General features: G+C 49.2%; 18 protein-coding genes and 1 pseudogene. All 19 read right to left on the reverse strand.

The genetic code is table 11. The features are described from left to right. Positions 1-123: 123 nt before the first annotated feature. Positions 124-1,542: a polysaccharide deacetylase family protein gene (locus TX85_RS13510; RefSeq protein ID WP_044479625.1), complete on the reverse strand. Its 1,419-nt coding sequence runs from the start codon at positions 1,540-1,542 to the stop codon at positions 124-126. A 136-nt stretch (positions 1,543-1,678) separates the two neighbouring features. Next, positions 1,679-3,313 carry a peptidoglycan D,D-transpeptidase FtsI family protein gene (locus TX85_RS13515; RefSeq protein WP_233500713.1) on the reverse strand — a complete coding sequence of 545 codons (1,635 nt, stop codon included), beginning with the start codon at positions 3,311-3,313 and terminating at the stop codon, positions 1,679-1,681. A gap of 298 nt (positions 3,314-3,611) precedes the next feature. After that, complete coding sequence (locus tag TX85_RS13520) at positions 3,612-5,789, reverse strand: methyl-accepting chemotaxis protein (protein WP_044479628.1); 2,178 nt, start codon at positions 5,787-5,789, stop codon at positions 3,612-3,614. A gap of 919 nt (positions 5,790-6,708) precedes the next feature. Continuing rightward, positions 6,709-8,049 (reverse strand): peptidase U32 family protein, encoded by a 1,341-nt coding sequence (locus TX85_RS13525; RefSeq protein ID WP_044479629.1) that lies wholly within the window; start codon positions 8,047-8,049, stop codon positions 6,709-6,711. Positions 8,050-8,071: 22 nt separating this feature from the next. Next, positions 8,072-9,004 (reverse strand): peptidase U32 family protein, encoded by a 933-nt coding sequence (locus TX85_RS13530; RefSeq protein WP_044479630.1) that lies wholly within the window; start codon positions 9,002-9,004, stop codon positions 8,072-8,074. A gap of 25 nt (positions 9,005-9,029) precedes the next feature. Further along, positions 9,030-10,073 (reverse strand): endolytic transglycosylase MltG, encoded by a 1,044-nt coding sequence (mltG, locus tag TX85_RS13535; RefSeq protein WP_071784196.1) that lies wholly within the window; start codon positions 10,071-10,073, stop codon positions 9,030-9,032. An 84-nt stretch (positions 10,074-10,157) separates the two neighbouring features. Next, positions 10,158-10,481: a DUF1292 domain-containing protein gene (locus TX85_RS13540; RefSeq protein WP_316244886.1), complete on the reverse strand. Its 324-nt coding sequence runs from the start codon at positions 10,479-10,481 to the stop codon at positions 10,158-10,160. Continuing rightward, positions 10,453-10,773: a DUF1292 domain-containing protein gene (locus tag TX85_RS13545; RefSeq protein ID WP_044479631.1), complete on the reverse strand. Its 321-nt coding sequence runs from the start codon at positions 10,771-10,773 to the stop codon at positions 10,453-10,455. Before TX85_RS13545 ends, TX85_RS13540 begins: the two co-directional genes overlap by 29 nt. 12 nt (positions 10,774-10,785) lie before the next feature. Continuing rightward, positions 10,786-11,202, reverse strand: coding sequence for a Holliday junction resolvase RuvX (ruvX, locus tag TX85_RS13550; protein ID WP_044479632.1), 417 nt, complete (start codon positions 11,200-11,202; stop codon positions 10,786-10,788). 8 nt (positions 11,203-11,210) lie between these two features. Continuing rightward, complete coding sequence (locus TX85_RS13555; protein ID WP_044480076.1) at positions 11,211-11,471, reverse strand: IreB family regulatory phosphoprotein; 261 nt, start codon at positions 11,469-11,471, stop codon at positions 11,211-11,213. A gap of 320 nt (positions 11,472-11,791) precedes the next feature. After that, entirely contained in the window at positions 11,792-14,410 is a 2,619-nt protein-coding gene (gene alaS, locus TX85_RS13560; protein ID WP_044479633.1) for an alanine--tRNA ligase, read from the reverse strand. Between the two features lie 418 nt (positions 14,411-14,828). Further along, complete coding sequence (locus TX85_RS13565; protein WP_044479634.1) at positions 14,829-15,896, reverse strand: AI-2E family transporter; 1,068 nt, start codon at positions 15,894-15,896, stop codon at positions 14,829-14,831. A 143-nt stretch (positions 15,897-16,039) separates the two neighbouring features. Continuing rightward, complete coding sequence (locus TX85_RS13570; RefSeq protein ID WP_044479636.1) at positions 16,040-17,194, reverse strand: mannitol-1-phosphate 5-dehydrogenase; 1,155 nt, start codon at positions 17,192-17,194, stop codon at positions 16,040-16,042. After that, entirely contained in the window at positions 17,191-17,628 is a 438-nt protein-coding gene (locus TX85_RS13575; RefSeq protein ID WP_044479637.1) for a PTS sugar transporter subunit IIA, read from the reverse strand. Before TX85_RS13575 ends, TX85_RS13570 begins: the two co-directional genes overlap by 4 nt. Positions 17,629-17,673: 45 nt before the next feature. Continuing rightward, on the reverse strand, positions 17,674-19,752 hold the full coding sequence (locus TX85_RS13580) for a BglG family transcription antiterminator (protein WP_044479638.1): 2,079 nt from the start codon (positions 19,750-19,752) through the stop codon (positions 17,674-17,676). An 87-nt stretch (positions 19,753-19,839) separates the two neighbouring features. Continuing rightward, entirely contained in the window at positions 19,840-21,264 is a 1,425-nt protein-coding gene (locus TX85_RS13585; RefSeq protein ID WP_044479639.1) for a PTS mannitol transporter subunit IICB, read from the reverse strand. A 342-nt stretch (positions 21,265-21,606) separates the two neighbouring features. Next, complete coding sequence (locus tag TX85_RS13590) at positions 21,607-21,813, reverse strand: hypothetical protein (protein WP_044479640.1); 207 nt, start codon at positions 21,811-21,813, stop codon at positions 21,607-21,609. 13 nt (positions 21,814-21,826) lie between these two features. Continuing rightward, a pseudogene (locus tag TX85_RS13595) lies at positions 21,827-22,346 on the reverse strand (PRC-barrel domain-containing protein). Between the two features lie 86 nt (positions 22,347-22,432). After that, positions 22,433-23,590, reverse strand: coding sequence for a cysteine desulfurase family protein (locus TX85_RS13600; RefSeq protein ID WP_044480078.1), 1,158 nt, complete (start codon positions 23,588-23,590; stop codon positions 22,433-22,435). Between the last annotated feature and the right edge of the window lie 201 nt (positions 23,591-23,791).

Below are 23,791 nucleotides of genomic sequence, written 5' to 3' on the forward strand. Positions count from 1 at the left end.
TTTAGTTCAACTTATAGAATTACTAAAAAATAAGGGTGTCCCAAATCATCTGTGATGATTTTGGGACACCCTTTTCACTGAGTATGACATTAACATTTAAAATCCATGAGTTCTATCTGCTTTTTAAAGGCTTGCAGTGATTGCAACCGGCTCCGGCTCCTCTATGCTCTCATTCGGCTTCTCTGAAATATTCCGATGTGACCTATCTTCCGCATAATGTTCGGCAAGATACTCAAGCGGCATCAGGATCAGTTTAGGAATCAGCAGTTCCGGAGATTGATTCAAGCGTGATCCGCCTTCTGGATGGATGACCCGCATTAGAAACTTCAGGTAAATCCGGGATGAGCCGGAGAACAATCCCTTAGGAAGATCTGTAACTGTAAATCCGAATTTTTCCGGCCCCCGGTTTATCATACTCACCCCATACAATGCCTTTACCTTGGCAAGCTCCGCATGATCGGTTACATAACGGGCAATCAGCGGCATCTCCTGCTCCATTCGCCGGACCATCTTAATCGCAAGCTGTACAGGCGACTTCGACTTCATTCCCAGCTCGAACAACAGCTTGTTATCAATATGCAGTTCCATTACCTGGTCACCTGCTGTAAGTACAGAGCCATCACTCATCGTGACTTGCTGTCCGCGATAGCTTCGGACGCGAAAATGCATCAGCGGGTTTTCCGGGTTAATCGTCTTTAGTCGGAACAGCAGATGGAACAGCTTCTCCCATGCCATCCACAATGCAACGATGGTCTTTTTGAACAGACTAATCGGCTTTTTCTTTGAATCGGCTTGCTGAGCTGAAGAGCTCGGCTTCACTTTTTTTCCCTCCCTGGACACTTCGCTGATCCGAATCATCTCATCGATGCGGATACTGTTCAGACCACGGTCTCTTGCTTCCTTCAATACACGTTCGAGCGCAATCAGCATTTCCCTCGGTGCTGTCATATTGGCTCCCAGCGTCGCACCGCAGTCATGCAGCAGAAATACCTCGCCACCGCGCAATTTCTTCAGCATCCGCTTCGTCAATTTGTCGGCGCCAAGCTTGACCCGCCAATCACTGAATATCGCCGACCAGAGAACGATCTGAGTTTCATTTCGCTTGGCAAAATCAAACAGGTTCACAATCCCCCAGGGCGGTCGATAAAAGTGCGTGCGCACGCCGGTTGCGTCCAGAATCACCTTGCCTGTCTTCTGAATCTGCCTTTTCACTTCAGCAGGTCCCATTAGCCAGTTCGTCTTGTGGACATAATTATGAATACCGATCAAATGTCCCTCTTCGTGCATTCTCTTCAGCAGCTCAGGATGTCGTTCTGCATTGGAGCCAACCACGAAGAACGTAGCCTTGGCATCATAACGCTTCAGCAAATCAAGCAATTCCGGCGTATATTGAGGATCAGGACCATCATCAAAGGTCAGTGAGAAGTATTCCTTGCTTATGCCGCGCCTAAACACGCGAAACCCGAAGATTCTTGTGATCAAGCCGGGAATAAAAGCATATAGCGATGAAATATAAAATAACCACAGCAGCAAAGTCTCCATGTCGTCTTCCCCACTTTTCTATAGTTCATGACTTTGGCATGCCCTAAAGCATAGCATCCCCACTATTTTATCATACAGACCTGCCAAGTTGGGGCATTTTTTTGGAAAAGAAGCTGTTGACGACTAAAGCTGCCTACTAAGACACATCCGTATCCTGCGCGAGAATATCCATCACCCGCCGGAATACGTCGGCCGCAAGATGGTGCGACCCGGCTGGACGGTTCTGGACCAGCACAGCTACGGCATATTGAGGCTCACTCACCGGCCCGTAACCGATGAACCATTGCTGATTGAGCTTTTTACCCGACTTTATAACTTGGGCGGTTCCAGATTTGCCTGCTAACTCCCATTTTGAGGACCTCATTGACCTTCCAGTCCCTTCAGTGATGACACGTCTCATCATGACAAGCAATTGATGTGACGTCTTGGGAGAAATCACTGCTTCACGCCCCAACTTCTTTGCAGGAAATTCAGCCATCGTGGAGCCATCCTTGTACAGAACCTTACTGACCAATCGGGGGGAAAATAACTGACCATTATGAAGCAGCGTCACTACCAAATTTGCTGCCTGAAGCGGAGTTACCAGCACATCCCGCTGGCCAAGTGCCGTTTGAGCCAGTACACCACCGTCAACCTGGACCGCTGGATGAAAGACCCTCCCCGCCTCCTCCTGATCAATCTGTCGTAGCTCCTCACCGCCCATGAAGGAGTCAGCATACCATCCGATCTTGTGAGATAATCCCAGAGCAGATGCGGTTCTTGCAATTTGGGCCTGTGACAAACGCTCTCCCAGCTCGGCAAACACCACATTACATGATTGCGCCAAGCCTTGCTCCAAGGAAATATCGCCATGACCTCCGGTCTTCCAGCAGGATATACCGTAGCGGTGATATTCTCCAGAGCAATGAAACATTTCTCCAGGCCTGGTCACGCCGGATTCCAGAGCAGTTGCAGCTATAACCAGCTTAAATATAGACCCTGGGGCCTCTGCCTTGACTGCTCTATTGCTCCAAGCTCCATCTGCAACTTGAATATGGCTAGGATCATAAAAGGGCCTTGAGACCATAGCTATAATATCCCCCTGCCGTGCATCCAGGACGACGATCGCTCCCTCCTCAACCTTCATGGTCTCGCTAAGCTTTTCCAGTTCGCGCTGAATTCCTTCCTTTATCGTGGTCTGGATCTGGACAGGATAATAAGGATTATCGGTCGTTCGAATTCTGGTTCCGATGCTGGGCATGGAGCGGTATCTTCCGTCGGTGCCATAAGATACTCTTGTTCCGCCAATTCCTCTTAAGAAGCGATCCATGGATAATTCCAAACCCGAAGCCCCGACCTCCATTTGAATCGGAAAGGGCCTGCCGGACTCCTGTCCGATCTTCAACCCTCTTATTACATCGGGGCGCTGAGCGACATAACCGAGCCATTGACTCCCGCTTCTCCCCTCCCGATACCGCTTCATATAAGGCAACCACTCCGCTCCCTCGGGCAGATCACCGATCGACGGTTTAGAAGACTCCTTGTTCGCTACCTCTAGCGCAAGCGGTGTTTGAATCATCTTCCATCTCGCCTTCAACTCATCCGGTGACATATCCACAAGATCAGCAAGCTTCATCAAGCTTTTCGTCTCAGGAAGCCCATGGATTGGGAAAAGAGTAGGCAGCCATTGAATCCCTCCTGTAAGCTTAACCCCATCACGGTCAACAAAGTGGCCCCGCCCTGAATCAAGCTCAATCCCTTGTTCCCGTTGCCTGACAGCCAGTTCATTCATAGTTCTTCCTCCAGCTGTTAAAGGGCGCGCAGCAGCACTCCATGCCAACCAGCCCATTCTTACGGCAAACACCGTTAAAAAAAATGAAAAAGCGAGCAATACGATAAATATCCGTTTTTTCAAGCGCGTTAGCAATTGAACCGCCTCCTGTCTCTTCCCATTATTTCCTGGGAAAAGATTGTTCACACTTCCAGGGGCAATTCGAATTAAACGGCTGCTTTTTCATATAAAAAGCAGGTCCACCCATAGCCTATGACTATGTTGGACCTGCCTTCTCATTCATATCAAATTAGGATGATTATACCGTAAACTTGGACAATGAGTCCTTCAAGCCTGTCGACACATTCTCTAGCTTCATGGACAGTTGTACCAGCTGTTCCCCAATCGTCTGCTGCTCGCTGCTTAACGATGCAACTTCTTCAGAAGTGGCAGAGGATTCCTCGGCCACTGCGCTAACGTTGCTCATCGCATCGGACAGAATATTTTGCGATTCATTCAACTGATCAATCGAAGTGGTAACCTTGTCCAGATGAGTAATGAAGTTATCCATTTGCTGTTGTACAGAGACAAAGATTTGTCCTGTTTCCTTCACAGAACTCATTTGCTCCTGGAACAATGGGCTGGCATCAGAGAGCGCCTGTACCGTTTCATTCATTTCCTTCTGAATGTTATCGGTAATCTCTCCTACCATGGCAATCGATTGCTTGGACTGATCCGCCAATTGACGAATTTCGTCTGCCACGACCATAAAGCCTCGCCCTGCAGCCCCGGCACGTGCAGCCTCAATCGTTGCATTCAAGGACAGAATATTGGTTTGCTGTGTAATATTCTTCATGACATCCAGTACCTTCATCACCGAAGATGTACTTGTCTTCAATTCATCTACTTTGTTGGTCAATTGGCTGATCATCTCGGCGGAAGCTTCCGTCTTGTCAAGCAGACCGTTCAAATACTCGGTTCCGCGCTGACTGGACTCGTGAACCTGATGCGCAGATTGCTCCATCTGTTGGTTCACACTGATGACATGCTCCATTTGACGGGCGATATTATCTGTCAACGAATTGCCCCGCTCCGCTTCATTCGCTAAGCTGGTTGCGCCATTCGCAATTTCTTCGGTTGCCGAAGCGATTTCTCTCGCGGAGATCGCTGTTTTATTGGAAGCATCCGTCAATTCTGCAGCAGTCTCCAGCACATCTTGAGCGGAATGATTAGTCTGACTAACCAGAGATGTAATTTGCTCCATCATCAGGTTGAAGCTGACCGAGAGCTGTCCGATTTCATCCTTGGCCTTTGTTTCCATACGGACCTTGAGATTCCCCTTGGCTCCCTCTTCCATTAATTCCTTCATTCTGCCTAAAGGATGAGCAATCATTCGTACCATCCAGACCGCAATCAAGGTAGTAATCAAGGCAACGATTAATGCAGACAGAAAAGTGTAATTCAAAATGCTCTTAGCATCCTTCGTCAATTCGGAAGTTGCTACAGTTCCTACCAGCTTCCAGCCAGTCATCTCATGCTGTACGAATACAGCCAGGACACTTTCACCGGATTGATCCTTAGTTACGAAGCTGCCGTATGAATCGGTTCCGGCTTTAGACATATCGATCGTATCTGTCTGACCAACACTCTCTACGTTTGAAGAGCTTACAATAAAATTGTCAGCCGTCAACATCTTGACTTCAGAGCCATCTCCAAGAGAAACTTCCTTCAAATAGTCTTCCAGCACCTTAATTTTAATATCTGCCACCAGCACAAAACGCTCCATACTGGTTACGCTCTGAACCGAACGGACCAGTCGGAAGACTTCGGGTGTGCTGCCGTCTTCTTTCGGAACAGGCATCCATTGGGTCATCGTCTTATCAGAGACATCCTTAAACCATTCCGTATCCCTGATTGTGCTCAGGAGCGCTGGATCGGTATTGCCTGCGCTGATATCATCAATAGCCTGCTTGCCTGAAAGCATATAAATCGCTGTGAATCCATCATTTGAAAAGGTTAGACCATTCAGGCGAGTTCTCATCTTTGTCACCTGCGTAAACCGGTCATAATCAGACAATCCCGGGAGATAAGCTTCCGTAATTGCTTTTTGCATCTCATCATCCAAGAATGCCTGCTGCAGATTATCCGCAAACTTTTGGAATACAATATCCAGCTTCTGCGTGGTTTGCAATATGGTCTGTGTATTGGAAGTCTCTGCGTTTCGTTGAATCGTACTTTTTGCGACTCCATAGGACACAAAACCGATGGCCAGAACAAACGTCATAATTGCTATAAAGAAGATTAAAAACAATTTTACGCCAACCGACTTATTAGGGTTAATCTGACCTGGCACCATCTTGCCCAGAGATGATCTCCAGCCGCCCCCGGCCTTTTCCAATGAAGGGGGTTTCAATTTCTCCTTCAAAGCATTAAGGCCTTTCCGTTTCGATTCCTTGCTGTCCGTGTCTTGCTCCTTCTTCTTAGGAACCATACCCATTCATACTCACCTACCGCTCGTAATAGTCATCGTACTTTAAGCATGGGATTAAAGTCATACCAGTTTCGATCTGGTGGTACGACATCCTTACGTGCATAATTCGACATGCTCTGACGACTTCCTCTATAATATCGGAAAAGTTCATACCGAAAATTACATTTTTTTGATCCAAAAATCAAATAAGGACTTTCGTCCCACACCACCCCTTTCGTGCAAACGATTTCCAGAAAAAGAAAAGGGTGCCCCAAAAGCATACTTTGGAACATTCCTACCAACAAAATAGGATGATTCATAAAAAAACCAAGGGGTTAAGCGGTCTATCTTCGCTTATCTCTTTGATTTTTATCGTCTATGGCTGCTTTTTTAAGCAGATTGTCAACAAGGGGAGGCAGATCCTTACGGAACACTTGAATCGCCTTCCCCCAAAACAGACTCCTCTTTGGGTGCAACCGATTCTCTGATTAGCATTTGCTGCTCGCTGCCGGATATTTTAAACTCGCTAACGGACATTCTAGCCTCTTAGCAGACTTTTTCTCATGATTCGAAGGGCTAACGGACATTTCGGACGCTTAGGACGCTCAAACGACTCTGGTTCACTCGATTCTACTCTCTAAGCAGCCAAAATGTCCGTTACAATTCTGGTTCATCCAAAGGTGGACCGTAAGGAGACATAATGTCCGTTGAACTAGACCAAGTGCTTACTTCCTTAGACCAAATGACCGCATTGCTTATATTGAAAACAGAGTTGATCCCTGCTATATCGAATGTGCAAAGAAACCGTCTCCTTGTGGTTTATGGTTGGGTGGTACCTCCATTTTCCCAGAGAGCGGTTTCTTTTTGCTTGACGAAATGAAAGAGGGTGCCCTCAGTTCATCTTATGATGACTTCTGGGACACCCTCTTCTGATAATTTCATTTTATTACTTCTTTTTTCTCATCATATCAAAATAGGATACCGGCCGGTCTACCTTGAACTTCACTCTTTGCAGAGGGTGGCGTGCTGCATCCAGCTCATTGCCTTCTTCATCCCAGATCGTTCCGACCGTTTGCTTGAAGAAGGTGCCGCCCGGACCGAAGAACTCCACTTCTTGCCCGGGCTTGAAGTGATTGCGCTGCTGCACCGTTGCCATGCCTGTCTCGGAATCATATTCCATCACAAGACCGGCAAAATCATAAGGAGCTGCCTTCTCTTCAGGCTCATAGATATGGTCCTCATGATCCGGCGTGTCGTAGAAGAAGCCGGTGTTCAGCGGACGATTCGCTGCTTTATTGATCTCTTCGATCCATTCCGGCTTGAGGACATAGTTGTCCGGATCCGCCATGTATGAATCAATCGCTTGACGGTAAACATTGACTACCGTTGCAACGTAGTGAATAGACTTCATCCGTCCTTCAATCTTAAAGCTGTCAACACCGACATCGATCAGGTCCGGAACATGCTCAATCATGCACAGATCCTTGGAGCCCATCGTAAAGGCATTGTCGTCCTCCGTAAATTGCGGCAACTGGTTAACTCCCAGCTGGAATTTTTGCAGAACCGGATCACTAAGCGCTTCTTCCTCCGAGATCCATGTCTCAGCCTCCGGACGCGCATCCTCAAACAGATCATATTTCCAGCGGCAGGATTGACAGCACCCGCCGCGATTCGAGTCACGATCCGTAAAATGGTTCGATAATACGCATCGTCCGGAATAGGAGGAGCACATTGCACCGTGGATAAAGGCTTCATTCTCGACATCTACATGCCGTTTGATCTCTTCTATCTCTTCCATACTTGTCTCTCGGCCCAGCACCACCCGCGGGAGACCTTCTTCCTTCCAGAACTGAACAGACTGCCAGTTCACGGTGGACTGTTGGGTACTTAAATGAACCTCGAGGCCAGGCACTGCTTTTTGCGCCGTCTGGACAATAACCGGATCCGCTACGATAACGGCTGAAATCCCGGCATTGTACAAGTTGCGTAAATATTCCTCGATTCCGCCCAGATCCTCATTGTGGGCATAAATATTCGTGGCAACGAATACCTTCGCCCCGTATTTTTTGGCAAATTCAACGCCTTCGCGCATTTCCTCAAAGCTGAAGTTATCCGCATTCGAACGAAGGCCATATTTTTGTCCCCCAATATATACAGCATCTGCTCCGTAATGAATCGCGAACTTCAGTTTCTCCAAATTTCCGGCAGGTGCGAGCAATTCCGGTTTGCTGAGGCGATTTCGTCTGCCTGAATATTTACGCACATGTGTCTTGGTTGTTGTCTGCATCTTCGTTCACCTCTCTACTGGATTAATAAACCTGCTCTTTATAGAAGAAGCCGAAGGAGAGCTCCCGCTCGGGATCCTGAACCCGGCGAATCTCGTCCATCCACGCCTCATTAAATTCATAGTCTTCAGGACTTTCCATATAAGTATCAATAGCTTGGCGATACACCTGAATCACTGTCCTGTTGTAGCTCACCGGCTTCATCATGGTTTCGATCTTAAAGCTGTCAAGTCCGGCTGCCAGCAATACATGCAAATCCTCAAGAATACACAAATCATCTGAGCTCATGATATGCGTGCCATTCTCATCTTCATAAATCGGATACTTTTCATTCGGGCGTTCGGCTTCGATCAGGAACAACCCGCGCTTTGGACCCAGGTCTGTTCCGGAGACAGGGCGCCCCTGATGGGTCATATAGCTGTTGACCAGGCGGCGCTTCGAGTGATAGATATTGGTCATGCCATGAACCTGCACCTCTGACTCGATACGAAGAGACGGCTGCATTTCTGTTATTTCATCCATATTCAGCTCACGGGCAAGCACTACCCTGCTCGCTCCTCGGTCCCCCCAATAATTGGCGGTCGAATAATTGGTCGAGGTCATCTCGGCATTCCAATGAAGCGGCAGTTGGGGAGCAATCTCTTTGACAAGTCTAAGAACGCCAGGATCACCAAATTGAATCCCGTCTACCTCAGCGTCTGCCAGTTGAAGAATATAAGTCCTGAGTTCCTCCAATTGCTCATTATGAAAAAGCTTGCTTATACTTACATATATTTTCGCATTGTGCTGATGCCCATAGGCAACAGCCTTCCGAATGTCTTCGATCGAAAAATCACCGGGCAAACGCATCCCGTATTTTACATTGCCAATCAATACAGCGTTCGCACCAGCGCCCAGGTATTCGCTGATCTCTTCCAGCGACCCTGCAGGTACCAGAAGCTCAGGTTTCTTGCACATTGCTTGTTCACCTCAATTAATTAGCCTATTTCTTGCTAGTCTCGATGTTCTTCAAATGCTCTTTATATGTCTTGGCAAACAGATGCTCTCCGCTTCCATCCTTTTTGGTTACATAGAACAAATACTCGGAGGCCTCCGGCTCCAGCGCAGCTTCAACGGACTTCAAGCTTGGCGCAGCAATTGGACCGGGCGGCAGCCCGGCATACAGATAAGTATTATAGGGACTGTCTACACTGCGCAGATCCGAGTTAAGCAACCGCTCCTTGGGCTTGTCGAGCAGATACTGAACCGTTGCATCAATTTCCAGCTTCATGTCCGTCTCCAACCGATTATAGATTACGCCGGCCACGAGCCTCCGTTCAGCGTCCGCAACCACTTCACGCTCGATGAGCGAAGCAATTGTCATAAGCTCGTTCAGAGAAAGACCGGTCTTGGACAATTTGGCATCAAAATCAGCTATTCCGTTAAGCCGCTTGTTTGTCTCCTCTAGCATCCGATTGATAATATCGGCTTCTGTACTCCCCTTCTTCAGCTCATACGTCTCTGGAAAGAGGTATCCCTCCAGACGATATTTCAGAGCATCTCCGCTAGGCAAATCACCTGACAATGAAGAGGTCACCCCATCTCCTTGCTGCACCAGCTCTAAAAATATCTCTTTATCCGCAATCCCTTGTTCTGCAAGCTTATCCGCCATCTGCATAACAGTATAGCCTTCCGGAATTGTAAAGCGAATCATCTCCGCCTTTACCACATCGCCTGAATTGAGTTTGGCGATAATCTCGTCATAAGTTACGCCTGGCTTCAAATCATAGATACCCGCCTGAAACTTGCTCCCTTCGGATTTCCATTTCAGATAAGATACAAAGAAGAATGAATTTTTGATAAGGCCGTTCTCTTCCAACAGATCTGCAATGGCGCTCGTTCCGGTTCCCGGCTCAATCGTAATTCGCACATCCTGTTCAGCTGAGTCCACCGGCTGCATGCCGGAATATACATACCACCCGCCTGCGGCGGCGCCAAGAATCAGGATCAGAACCAGAATCCCGAGCCCTTTCAATACCTTCCTCAACAGATCAACCCCTTTACAGCCAAAAAGAGCGGTTGTCCCGCCCTTCCCAGTCCGATCTATGATATCACACATTCCAGACCCGGTCTATTCCGGGAACGTTAATTCATCATACAGTTCTGCTACATTTTCCCACTCTTCATCGTCATCAATCGTAACGAGTTCGAGTCCTCCATCCGGCAGTACAACGATCTTCAGAAGTTCAGGCTCATCTTCATCACGGCCTTCATCATTCCGCAGAACGGCATAAGAATTACCTGCAACGTCAAATTCCTTTTCCACGGAATAGTAGGAAACCTTACCTGTCTCATCCTGCAATTCAACAATCTCACCGAAGGCATCCATGACACGGGTAGTCCATACCACCTGATCCGCCCGATACTCAGTCATGATCGTCCTCGCTTCCGTCAAACTCATCAATGAGGGTGTTGAACGTCTCTTCAACAATTTCCCACTCCTCATCGCTCTCTATAGTATACAGCTTCAGGTCATCTCCGTCTTCTTCGTAACGGAATGCGTATACTTCTTCGCTCTCTTCATCTTCCTGTTCAGTTGAATCCAAAGGAACGACCATCATATACTTGGCATCCGAACCGTCGACTTCGAATTTCATAATCACTTCGAATTCTTCTTCATTCCCCTCATCATCAGGGATGTAAATAATTTCCGGTTCTTCTTCATTGCCGATACGATCTTTAGACATGTGCGATCACCCTCACCTTTGACTCTTAGAGTCCAAATAATTTTGCAAAATCAGACTTGCGGCCATTTTATCAACGACCCCTTTGCGTTTTTTCCTGCTGACATCCGCCTCGATCAGCGTGCGATGGGCAGATACTGTAGTTAAACGCTCATCCCATAAATGAACGGGAAGCTGGAGCAATGCTCTCAGTTCCTCGGCAAAGGCTATGCATAATTCACCACGGGGGCCGATGGTGCCGTTCATATTCTTCGGAAGTCCAACCACAACCTCCTCGATATGATGCTCCTGCACCAGGGCTGCGATCCGATCAAGCTCGGTTCCCTCTTTGCGGCGTTCAATAACCTCCAGGCCTTGAGCAGTCCAGCCGAAAGCATCGCTGACAGCTGCTCCGATTCGCCGATCCCCGTAATCCAATCCTAAAATTTTCATGAAATCTCCTAACGATGTCCGGCAAGATAATATCTGACCAATTCCTCGATCAGTTCGTCGCGCTCCTTCTTCCGAACCAAACTCCGGGCATTGTTATGCCGGGGAATGTAGGCCGGATCTCCGGACAACAGATAACCAACGATTTGATTAATCGGGTTGTAGTCCTTCTGCTTGAGCGCTTCGTATACCGCAAGCAGGATTTCCTCCGAGGAAGCCTCCTGCTCGTCGCCAGTGACATTAAACTTGACGGTTTTATCCATGGAGTCCACGATAACACCTCGCTTCTTCAAACTGCGGCCTGCACGTTTGCCTAGTTGAGTCTAATTCTACCTTTACTATATCACATCATGGGCCTCATAAGGAAATATCCGGTTTTATAAGTTGGATTACTAATGCCACGTTCTGCTGGCAACGTATGAAGTGTGGCTACGATCGCTGTTGTTCGCGGATTTCTTTGATTGAACCACCATAAGGAAGAAATCCGCTCACAAAGGCGAACGCTACCGCTTCTATCACCACACTTCACACTTATGCCTAATATCCGTATTATCAGTCCAACTAATATTGGATATATTCACATAGCAATTGATTACTTAGCAATCAGCTTAGCCGGCAGCTTCAAGGCTTCCTCCAGCTTGGAGATATCCTTTCCTCCGGCCTGAGCCATATCAGGCCGGCCGCCGCCGCCGCCGCCGCAGACAGCCGCAACTTCCTTCACCAGCTTGCCGGCATGCAGCCCGCGCTTCACTTCCTCTTGCGGTACAACAACGACAAAGCTCACTTTGTCTTCTACGCTTGCACCAAGTACAAGAACTGTATCCGGGAGCTTGACCTTTAGCTCGTCAGCCAGTCCTCGCAGCGCGTCCATACTGCTCGCCTGAACCTGAACCGACAACAGCTTGGTATTTCCAACCTCAATCACGCGGTCTGTCAATTCGCCGGCCTCGATTGCGCTCAGCTTGCTTTGCAAAGACTCATTTTCACGGGCAAGGTCTTTAAGCTGCGAATGCAATGCTTCAATACGCTTTGGCACATCGGAAACATTGGACTTAAGCAATGCCGCCGATTGCTTCAACAGCTCAAGCTGACCATCCATAAACAGATAAGCGCCTCGGCCCGTTACCGCTTCAATCCGACGAACACCGGAGCCGATACCGCTCTCGCTTACCAGCTTGAACAGGCCGATTTCGGCTGTATTGCTCACATGGCAGCCACCGCAAAGCTCCAAGCTATAAGAGCCGACTTGTACAACACGAACGATATCACCGTATTTTTCACCGAACAGAGCCATGGCTCCCATCGCCTTCGCTTCATCAATCGGCTTCAGCTCAATCTTGACATCAAGCGCCTTCCAAATCTGTTCATTCACTCGGTGCTCAATCGTCGCCAGTTCCTCAGCACTGATGCTGCCCAAATGCGAGAAGTCGAAGCGCAGGCGATCAGCCTCCACCAAGGAGCCCGCCTGATTGACATGCTCGCCCAACGTCTCCTTAAGCGCCTTATGCAGAAGGTGGGTCGCTGTATGGTTCTTCACCACACCGCCGCGAAGCTCCCGGTTCACCTCGGCCTTCACGCTGGAACCGCTGCGAAGCTCGCCAGCCGTAACCGTAACCTGATGCACATGCTGACCATGCGGAGCCCTGAACAAGCCTTGAACCTCAGCCGCTCCCGTTTCGCCTTGAAGCATTCCTCTATCGCTGACCTGACCGCCACTTTCTGCATAGAACGGAGTTTTCGACAGGATCACCTGGCCGCTCTGACCGGCAGTCAGAACATCCACGAACTGATCGTCCGCGATCAAGGCTATAATTTCGGAGCTAACTTCAAGCTCATTATATCCAATGAATTCTGTTTTAGTCGTAAAGTCGGACAGGACCCCTCCCTGCACCTTCATACTGCCGCTTTCATGCCGGGCCGCACGAGCGCGCTCGCGCTGTTCCTCCATTGCCGCTTCGAACCCTTCCCGGTCAACGCCGAGCCCATGTTCAGCCGCGAAATCTTCTGTCAGATCAAGCGGGAAACCATAGGTATCGTACAGCTTAAAGGCATCTGCCCCACCGATCCAAGTTTTCCCTGCCGCTTTAGCTTCGGCACTCATCTCGGCGAGAATGGCGAGACCATCGCTTAGCGTCTCATGGAAGCGCTCCTCCTCCGAGGAAATAACCTTCTCAATGAACTCGCGCTTTGTAACGACATCCGGATAGTATCCGCCCATAATATCGCCAACAGTCTCCACCAGCTGGTACATGAACGGTTTATCCAATCCGATCAGCTTGCCGTAACGCACCGCACGGCGCAGCAAACGCCGGATAACATAGCCTCTGCCCTCATTCGATGGAAGAACACCGTCAGCAACAGCAAAGGTTACGGTACGGATATGGTCGGCGATAACCTTCAGAGCCACATCGACGTCTTCCTTTTCCCCGTAAGTCACCTTGGCGAGACTGGTGCTCTTCTGAATAATCGGCTGGAACAAATCGGTGTCAAAGTTGGAATCCACGTCTTGCAGAAGAGAAGCAAAGCGTTCGAGACCTGCACCGGTATCAATATTTTTATTTGGCAACGGCGTATAACTGCCGTCTTTATTATGATTAAATTGGGAGAACACCAGATTCCATACCTCCAGGAATCGTTCATTCTCTCCGCCCGGATAGCATTCCGGATCGCTAAGATCCCCGTAAGCCTCTCCACGGTCGTAGAAAATCTCGGTACATGGCCCGCACGGACCCTCGCCAATATCCCAGAAGTTGTCCTGCAGCTTAACAATCCGTTCAGCCGGAATGCCGACGACCTCGTTCCAGAGCTTGAACGCTTCCTCATCCTCGGGATACACGGTTACAGACAGCCGTTCAGGATCAAGCCCAATCCACTCTTTACCGGTCAAAAATTCCCATGCCCAGGTAATGGCCTCCACCTTGAAGTAATCCCCGAACGAGAAGTTCCCCAGCATTTCAAAAAAGGTATGGTGACGACGCGTCTTGCCGACATTCTCAATATCGGTGGTACGAATGCATTTTTGCGAGTTGGTCAGACGCGGATTGTCAGGCTTGACCCGTCCGTCAAAATACGGCTTAAGCGGCGCCATGCCGGCACTAATCCAGAGCAGGGACGGATCATTATGGGGAACGAGCGAGGCGCTGGGCTCCACCTTATGTCCCTTTCCTTCAAAAAATTGCAGCCATTTAGAGCGAATTTCACTTGCTTTCATCTATAACATCCTCCTGTACCATGAAATGTGAAGCAAAATGGTGCCAAACAGAAAAAACGCCCCTGAATATCAGGGACGATTATCTCGCGGTACCACCCTGGTTATCGCTTCTGAAATAGACATCACAGAAGGCGATCGCCTTGTACGGTCCGATAACGGGCACCAGCCGGTGAATTTTTAACTCACACTCGGAAAACAGCGTTTCTGTCCGGCGAGATTCGGGTTCTTTCAGCCATTCCCCGAGTATTACGTCAGTAAACTACGTATCGCAGCGGGGAAGGAACACCTTCTCTGGGAAAATCGGGCGGACATACTTTTTTTCGTCAACGTTTTTATCAGCATGCAGACATATAAATTTAGTATATAAGCGGACCTCTCTGCTGTCAATCTGCTTCACAGCGCTTTAAATTTGGCGCAGCTAAGCTGTTTTCCTGCGAATGTAGTACGCGTAGAAATGCTGGATTACCACTTTGCATACGGCGAAGAAAGGGACAGCCAATACGAGACCGATGATCCCGCCGATCTCCCCTCCGACAAGCAGAGCGAAAATAATAAACATCGGGTGCAAATGCAAGGTTCTGCCTACGACTTGAGGTGAAATAATATTGCTCTCCACCGTCTGGCAGATCATATTGACGAGCAGCACCAGCAGGACCATTTTCCACGAAATCGTGGTTGCCATCAGCATGGCAGGAGCCGCTCCCAGGAACGGTCCCACATAGGGAATGATGTTGCACACGGCAACAATGCCTGCGAGCAGCAGGGCAAAGGGCATTCCGATGATCATATAACCAATATAGGCAAGCACGCCAATAATCACGCAGACCAGCAATTGACCGCGAATGTAATTGCCCAGCGCCTCATCGATATCCTTAAGCAAAGTTACAATGGACTTTCTGCGCGATTTCGGAAGGACACGCAATATCATGCGCTCTATCGATTCGAAATCCTTTAGCATGTAAAAAATCAAGAACGGTACGATAAACGCGTTAAATACAACGCCAAGCGTGGTTCCCAGATTATCCAGAAAGCCCGAGATGGAAGCCGCAAGCCGATGCTCCAGCTGAAAAAACCAATTATTCATTCCCATTCGAATACTCCCCGGAAAAATCCCCTCATCCCAACGATTCATAAGCTGCTGCGTCTGAAAGGTAATCTGGGGCAAATGCTCGCCAAGCTCCTCCACCTGCTCAACGAACATCGGAATGACATTCATTAGAATCACGGCCAGGCTGGTCAGGAATACCGCATAGATCAGCAGCACCGCCGCTGTCCGTGGAACCTTCCGGCTGCCTAGCATACGAACAATAGGATTCAAGACATATGAGATGATCATCGCAACAATAAATGGGGCGAAGATCGTGCTGAGAAACCGGTAGACCACTGCAAACAAGGGACGCAGCAGCCAAATGAAATACAAGATGACCAAACCAAGAAGCAGCCATACCCCGTAACGAAAAGCTTTACTCTTCATCAATTGCTCCATCCTTGTGTCCCCCTTCCGGAACTCGGAGTCGGACCAGCTATGATGAAAGTATATGCCCTTCTGAAAAAAAATAATCGCCGTCCGCAAATCCGCATTTCACGGAGAGGCAGCACGGCGACGATACCGATCATTCTTTGTGTTAACTAGATACGGGATTGAAGAATTTCATATTGCTTCATCACTTCCTGATGTACCGGATGGGAGTCAGGAATTTGCGAATATTTACTGATGGTATAAGCCGGACCATGCTCCTTAAGCGTTGTCTGTACTTCTTTCGCTTCAGGATCATCTGCTGCGTTAAAGAACAGAGCTGCGGCCATTGTTCTCGCCAAGTACAAATACCCGGTGCCAAGCTCATGTCCGCGCAATGCCGGCAAAGTCAGACGATCAAGCGGGGACAGCTTGCGGATAGGAGAACGCCCTACCCGGGCTACCTCATCCTTGAGAGCCGGATTCCGGAAGCGCTCCAGCGTGGTTGCAATGTAGACTTCATGCTCTTTTGAATCGAAGCCGTGCTTAGCAACCAGCATCGCTCCTGTTTCTTTCAGAACAGATGCCACATGGTTGACGACCTCGGCATCATTCATCGCTGTCTGAATCGTATCATATTCATGCAGGTTTCCAATGTAGGCAGCCGAGCAATGGCCCGTATTCACCGTAAACAGCTTTCGCTCGATATAAGGCTCAAGATGCTCTACATACTTGACTCCTTCAATCACGCGATGCTCCGGAAGCAGTTGAGATTTATCCACAACCCATTCGAAGAAGGGCTCCACCACAACCTTCAGAATATCCTCATGCTGCTGCAGCGGCACGATACGATCCACGGCGGCATCCGGGAAGGCAATATGCTCATCCGCGTACTTTCTTCCTTCAGCATCCAGCTGTTCATAGACCAGCTGCTTCAATTGAGAGCTTGCGCCGATGGCATTCTCGCAGGCAATAATATGTAGGGGTGCCGATCCGCGTTCTGCGCGCTGGAGGATGCCATTGGCAATAGCTCCGGCAATATGCTTCAGGATAGAGACACCGACAGCAGTCGTGACCAGATCCGCTTCAGCGATGGCTTCAACCAGCTCAGCCGTTTCTGTATTGCTGTTCACCGCAGTTACCCCGGTAACAATCGTTGTCTCCTGTTTCTCATCCGCCAGGGTTACAGGATATTCTTTACGCTCCTTCAAGGCGTCGACAAGACGCTCGTTGACGTCGGCAAAGCATACCTCATATCCGGAACGGGCCAAAAGCAGCCCGATGAATCCCCGTCCGATATTCCCCGCTCCAAAATGGACTGCCTTCATGCGAAATCTCCTCCTTGGAAGATGGCTAGAATTTCTTCCTTCGTCCGGGCATCCATGACCTTCTCAATGCTGTCATCATCCGAGAAAATCATGGCAACCTGCGTCAAAATCCCCATGTGCTCGCCGCCTGCTCCAGCAATGCCGATCACGACAAACGCAGGCTCATCCCCGCCAAAATCAATCCCTTCCGGAAAGCGTACAATCGACATCCCCGTCGATTTAACCAGGGACTTGGCTTCTTTGGTGCCATGGGGTATTGCCAGTCCGCCCCCCATATAGGTGGATACAATTTCTTCGCGTTCCAGCATCTTATCCACGTAATCCTCAGTAACATGGCCCGCTTTTACTAACAATTCACCAGCCAGGCGGATGGCTTCATTTTTATGACTTGCTTTCGCATCCAATACAATTTTCTCTGTAGACAGTATGCTCATCAATTCTCTCTCCTTCAGTCAGATTTTGTTCTGAAGCTAATATTATTAGTTATTCTCAAAAAAAGACAGCAGCTCTTCAGCCAATTCATTACGAATCTGCTCCTCGGAGCCGACTTCCAGCAACTGAACCACTTCAGCCTTCAGCAGCAAGGAACTGATCTCGCTTAATACCTCAAGGCTCTCCCTTGATAATTCGCGATTAGCGAGCATTAATAGAATGACCTGGACGGGCTCTCCTTGACCTAATAGCATCGGTTGAGTCAATCTGAATAAGGAAACAGCCCTGTTGTGGATGAACCTGCTTCTCGTGTGAAACAATGCTAGTGAAGTGCCAGGAATAATCTGGGTCGCCATACGCTCCCGATCCGTCAACCTTTGCACGACCGCCGGAACATCTGCAATCATTCCATCTTCGCTTCCGGCCCCCGAGGCATTCATTAGCTCCAGCGCTTCCCCCAAGATTCCTTCCAGGGACCAATCGGTATTATCCAATTCATACAGCCGGAAGCCTTTTAGCAGGGAGACGATTTCATGAAGCATGTTCCCCAGCTTTACAAGCCGGTGAATCGCCCTCTCCTCCTGGAAGTCCGCCTGCCTGGGAGCCGAGCGCTCCCGCAGTGTGATGCTCTGGATATGGTTAAGCAGCCGTTCCACATCCTCCTGGCTTAGCAGCGGGCTCAAGCGGATGTAGCGATCCTCAGGAATCGGCAGATTAATCGTTGAAATAATAAGATCATAATCCTCCTCCGGAAGCCTTGCTGCTTCATACCAGGAAGCATTACGAAGCACTTCAATCTGAGGCATCTCCTTGGCCAGCCTTGTAGCCAACAGCTTGGATGAGCTAAGGCCGCTGGAGCAGACCAGAATCGCCTTCACATTTCTGCCCAGCTGGCTTAACCGTTCGGCCGAGGCGCCAAAGTGCATGACCAGAAAACCGATCTCCTCGTCAGGCACTTCGAAGCCGCCTTTAATTTCATTGACAGAAGAGCGCATCACCTTGAACAATTCTTCGTAATCCTTGCGAATCGCACTGAGCAGCGGGTTGCGGATTCTTGCTCCTTCCTTGATCCGTTTCAGTGCCGGATTCAAATGCTCTTGAAGCCCGACACGAAGCGATCGATCTTCATGAAAGGGCAGTCCTGTTCGCTTGACCACCTCTTCAATCAGACGCTCGACAATATCCATGATTTCCAGATCGACACGGGCTAATTCCGGCGAATCCTCCCGGGCCGCCAGAAATAGTCTTGCGATATGATGAATTTCCCCCGGAGGCAGTTGAATGTCGAACTCCCGCTCCAGCGCGCCTGCAATTTGTCTGGCCTGGTCGATGACCTGTTGTTCTCCGCCCTCTGCCTGCAGATCTGCCTCTTGAATCTCAATGACCCGGCCCGAGGCAACCCTGGTTAGCATCACGGATAGAGCGATCAGTAGCGAGGTATAATGCTGCTCACTCAGCCTCTCGGTCCAATCCCAGTTCATATCCCAAAGACTGTTCTCCAATTGCAGCAAGTTCGCTTTGCCTGCAAGCTGCAGGAGTCGGCGGGTAACCAAGCCTTCCTTAGAGGGGGAATTCCCGATCAGATCTGAATATTCCAGCTCATCGGAAGCAATTTGGGCAATCGCTGCGCGAATATTCTCTTCTTCCCCTTCAATCTCTACACCGTAGCCCCTGCGCCGAATCAAGTTTAGCTTGAGTTTGGACAGCTCAGACTCCAGTACATCGAGATCATTGCTGATCGTTGCCGAGGTTACGTTCATCGTGTGGGCGAGAGCAAACATTTTAACCGGCTCCACAGCCTCCAGCAGCTCGCACATTAACAGAATCAGCCGTTCCTCGCCGGAGAAGTCTGTCGGCTTGACGGACAGCACCGTTTCACGGAACTCCTTGAGCGTCTCTTCTCCCGGAACTTCTCCGCCCAGCAGGCGAATCGATATGCCGGTTCCCGATTTACGGTACAGCTCGAGACCGTAAGGGCTCAGTCTTAAGGCCAAATCATCCATCTCCCGGTGCACTGTGCGCACACTCACGGAGATTGTCTCTGCGATTTCGGCGGCTGTCACCCCGTTTTTCCGGTTCAGGAGAAACATGAGAATTTGCCTTTGTCTTGCGGAAAATCTCCTCATTTCATCCCTCCCGCATAAAACTAAGATAAACGCTGGAGGGGTGCTCCAGCGTTTTTAGGGAACGCAGTGATGATATCACGAATGCTGTTAGCCTTTCAAACGGTCAACGAGCTCATCGTACTTCGGACTCTTCAGGAAGTTATCGATGGAGATATGCTCGGCATCCGGTTTGGCAATTCTGGCGCGTTCAGTTAATTGATTCTGTGTAATGACGATATCCGCATCTGCAGGAATTTCACTTACCGCCGAGTTCACGACAGTTACGTTAACACCTGCTTCCTGCATCTTCTTGCGGAGGATCGAAGCGCCCATGGCACTGGAGCCCATTCCTGCATCACAAGAGAAGACGATCTTATTCACATTTTCTTTGCGAACGCCTGATTGCGCGGCAGGAGCGGCGGAAGCGCCGGCAGCCTTCATTTGACGGCTCTTCTCGGCAGCTTCTTCCAGAGAAGTTTCGTCTTCTTTTTGTTTACCCGTTTTCAGCAGCAATGCCGCAATCAGGAACGATACGATCGTTGCCGTGATAACACCGGAGAATACCGGAAGCAAGCCGCCCTTAGGAGCCATGGCAATGTAAGCAAAGATACTGCCCGGCGCTGGAGCTGCGACCAAACCTGCATTGAACAGCTGGAACGTGAATGTACCTGTCACACCGCCGCCAATTGCGGCTAGAATCAGACGAGGATTCATCAGGATGTACGGGAAGTAAATCTCATGAATACCTCCGAAGAAATGAATAATCGCAGCGCCTGGAGCAGATTGCTTAGCCGATCCTTTACCCACCAGCATGTAAGCAAGCAGGATGCCAAGACCAGGGCCTGGATTGGATTCAAGCATGAAGATTACGGATTTACCAACCCGAAGCGATTCCTCCAATGCGATCGGGCCCAATACCCCGTGGTTAATGGCATTATTCAGGAACAGTACCTTTGCTGGCTCAATCAGAACGTTTACAAGCGGCAGCAGGCCTGCTCCTACCAGAACGTCTACGCCTGAAGACAACGCTTTAGTGATTACTTCAACGAAAGGACCAATCCCTGTCAAAGCGGCGATTGCCAGCAATGCACCAAGAATACCCAGCGAAAAGTTGTTGACAAGCATTTCGAAGCCGGACTTGATTTTTCCATCAACCAACTTATCAAATTGCTTCAAAATCCATGCGGACAAAGGACCTACGATCATTGCCCCCAAGAACATTGGAATGGATGCGCCGACAACGACACCCATGGTTGCAACTGCACCGATAACCGCACCGCGCTTGCCGTGAATCATGGATCCGCCTGTATAGCCGATCAGGAGCGGGAGCAAATATTTGATCATTGGGTCTACAAGTGTAGCCAGTGTTTCATTTGGAAGCCACCCTGAAGAGATAAACAAAGCAGTAATCAGACCCCAGGCGATAAATGCCCCGATATTCGGCATCACCATCCCGCTGAGCAAACGCCCGAATTGCTGGACCCGTACTCTTACCCCTCCACCGGATTTTGTTTCTGCTGTTTCCATACTCATATCTTGAACCTCCTTGGAAGCTTATATCGAAAGCTTGAGGGGAGCTGCCCTCGTGCTCTTCTTAACTCCATCCTATTTCATAGCGCTTTCATTATCAATGAATTGAAAATGTGATTTCGTCATGATCATTGTTGTCAATATTTAAATGTCCTGTTGTAGCTTTTGCCGCGGCACTTTGAACTATGCGGGGAAATTGCAGGTTGAGCCAGTGATTGTACGCTGGAGGCAACGTGAGGAGTGTTCTTACGATCGCTATTGTTCCGGGTTTTTCTGACTGAACTAAAAAAGCAGCGGTAAGAGTTCACACTCCACCGCTGCATTCAAACCGATATCTATTTTACTTTATGTCAAATGCATTTGCGGATAATCCTGCATAACCTCGTCGCCAAAGAACAAATCATCCAGCGAGCTGAGCGTACCGTCCTCTTCCACCTGATACACTGACATCTTGTCTCCATTTACCGTCAATTCAATAAAACAGCCCCAGCAATAAAACTGATGGGATCCAATCTTCCCGATATCCTTAGAGCTACAATTTGGACATTTCATCTTCATTAATCACCTATCCGTTAACAGATTCAAGGCGCCTCAAGCAGCTCATCACTGTTGGGGGGCACCATAATTGCATTTTCGCCCTTGATCATACCGTCTATGTAGGGCAGCACCTTGCGGCCTTCCATCAGGTCGGAGATTAAGCCGTCGCTGATTTCTATCCCTGTAATTGTATTTCCCATTTCCTGGTCAAAATAAACATCACTAACGTGACCAAGCATCGTACCGTCACCGGTCAGAACCGGAAGCTCCTTCAATTTCCCGTTGCCCGATAAAAAGGTAAGTTGTATATTCTCGGCATCCCATTTGCGGATTGCCTGTCGATTGCGAATCATTACGGCATCTTCACCGTAAGCGATAATGTCATCCCAGAACACAACCTTCACGCTGGCTGAGAACATTTGCTTCCCTTCCAGCAAAATGCCGACGATGTTCCACTGTTCATTCAGCAGGACATCTTGGACATCCCCGACCTGTTTACCGTCTTCTACATCAAATACGGCTAAACCTGTCAACTCCTGAAGTTTCATGCGTTGGATCCTCCTGTATGGGCAATCTTGTGGATCCCCTGTATTACGAGCCAACCTCCTCCCCGAAAAAACGTGCAGAAGCCCATTTATCTTCTATTACGAAGACGGTTCAGTATAGTTCCAATTTTTTCGGCGGTTTTCTCTAATTCCTCCCTAGTATTACCCAAACCAAAGCTGAATCGAATCGCTGAACGCAAAAATATTTGTGGAAGATTCATGGCGGCAAGCACATGGGATGGTTCCAGAGAGCCGGATGAGCAAGCCGACCCGCTGGCAGCCGCGATACCTTCAAGATCAAGATTCATCAGCATCGTCTCTGTGTCACACGCCGGAAAGCTGATATTCACAATATGCGGCAATCTGTATCCGGCCTCCGGGTGCCCATTCAGATGGTAGTTCTCGGCACCGACATGAAGCTGCAGTGCTTGAAGCAGGGTTAATCGCATGAGCTCATCCTGTTCCCCGAGCACCGGAAGCTGTTTGCTTGCTAATGAAGCAGCCGCAGCAAAACCGGCCATACCAGCAATATTCTCGGTTCCCGCCCGACGTTTCCGCTCTTGAAGCCCGCCGAAGAACAGCGGATCAAGCGGCGTGCCTTGGCGGATATATAATGCCCCGACACCCTGCGGGCCGTTAATCTTGTGAGCGGAGAAGCTCATCAAATCTACAGCGAGCTTGCTTGTATCGATCGGAAGCTTGCCAAAGGCTTGTACAGCATCGACATGAAACAGGATCCGCCGGGCCGCTGTAACTTCTGCAATTTCCCGAATCGGCTGAATCGTCCCCACTTCATTGTTAGCGTACATCACGCTGACAAGTATCGTATCTGGACGAATCGCTTCCTCTACTTGCTCAGGATGTACGATCCCGTACTTGTCAACTGGCAGATATGTCAGTTCAAAGCCCTCTTTCTCCAGCTGTCTGCATGTGTGCAGCACGGCATGATGCTCAACTTGAGTCGTTATGATATGACGGCCGCGATGCTGATTCGCCTTTGCCGCACCGAACAAGGCCAGATTATCGCTTTCTGTTCCCCCGCCTGTAAAGACAAGCTCATCCGTTCGGCATCCCGCCAACAAAGCCACCTGCTCTCTTGACTCGTTCACGAGACGCTTGGCCGCACGTCCGAAAGCATGCACACTCGAGGCATTGCCATAATGCTCCTTCATCACACGCAGCATCGTCTCCATCACTTCAGGATGAACGGGCGTTGAAGCCGCATGATCAAGATATATCGTATTCATTCTCTCATCACCTTGATTTTTTTCAGGATAGAACTCCTGCTGCACTTTTTGGGCAATCATCTGAAAAACACAAATACCGTCCCGAACGGGACGGCCATCGTGTTGGTATCACAGTAGGTTCTGTGATTCATGTGTTGTTATCTAATCCGACCGCCGCAAGTGCATCCCCATCTTAATATGTTTCCCGGGTTTTGTACAGCG

This window comes from Paenibacillus antibioticophila, assembly GCF_000455265.1.
GTDB classification, from domain to species: domain Bacteria; phylum Bacillota; class Bacilli; order Paenibacillales; family Paenibacillaceae; genus Fontibacillus; species Fontibacillus antibioticophila.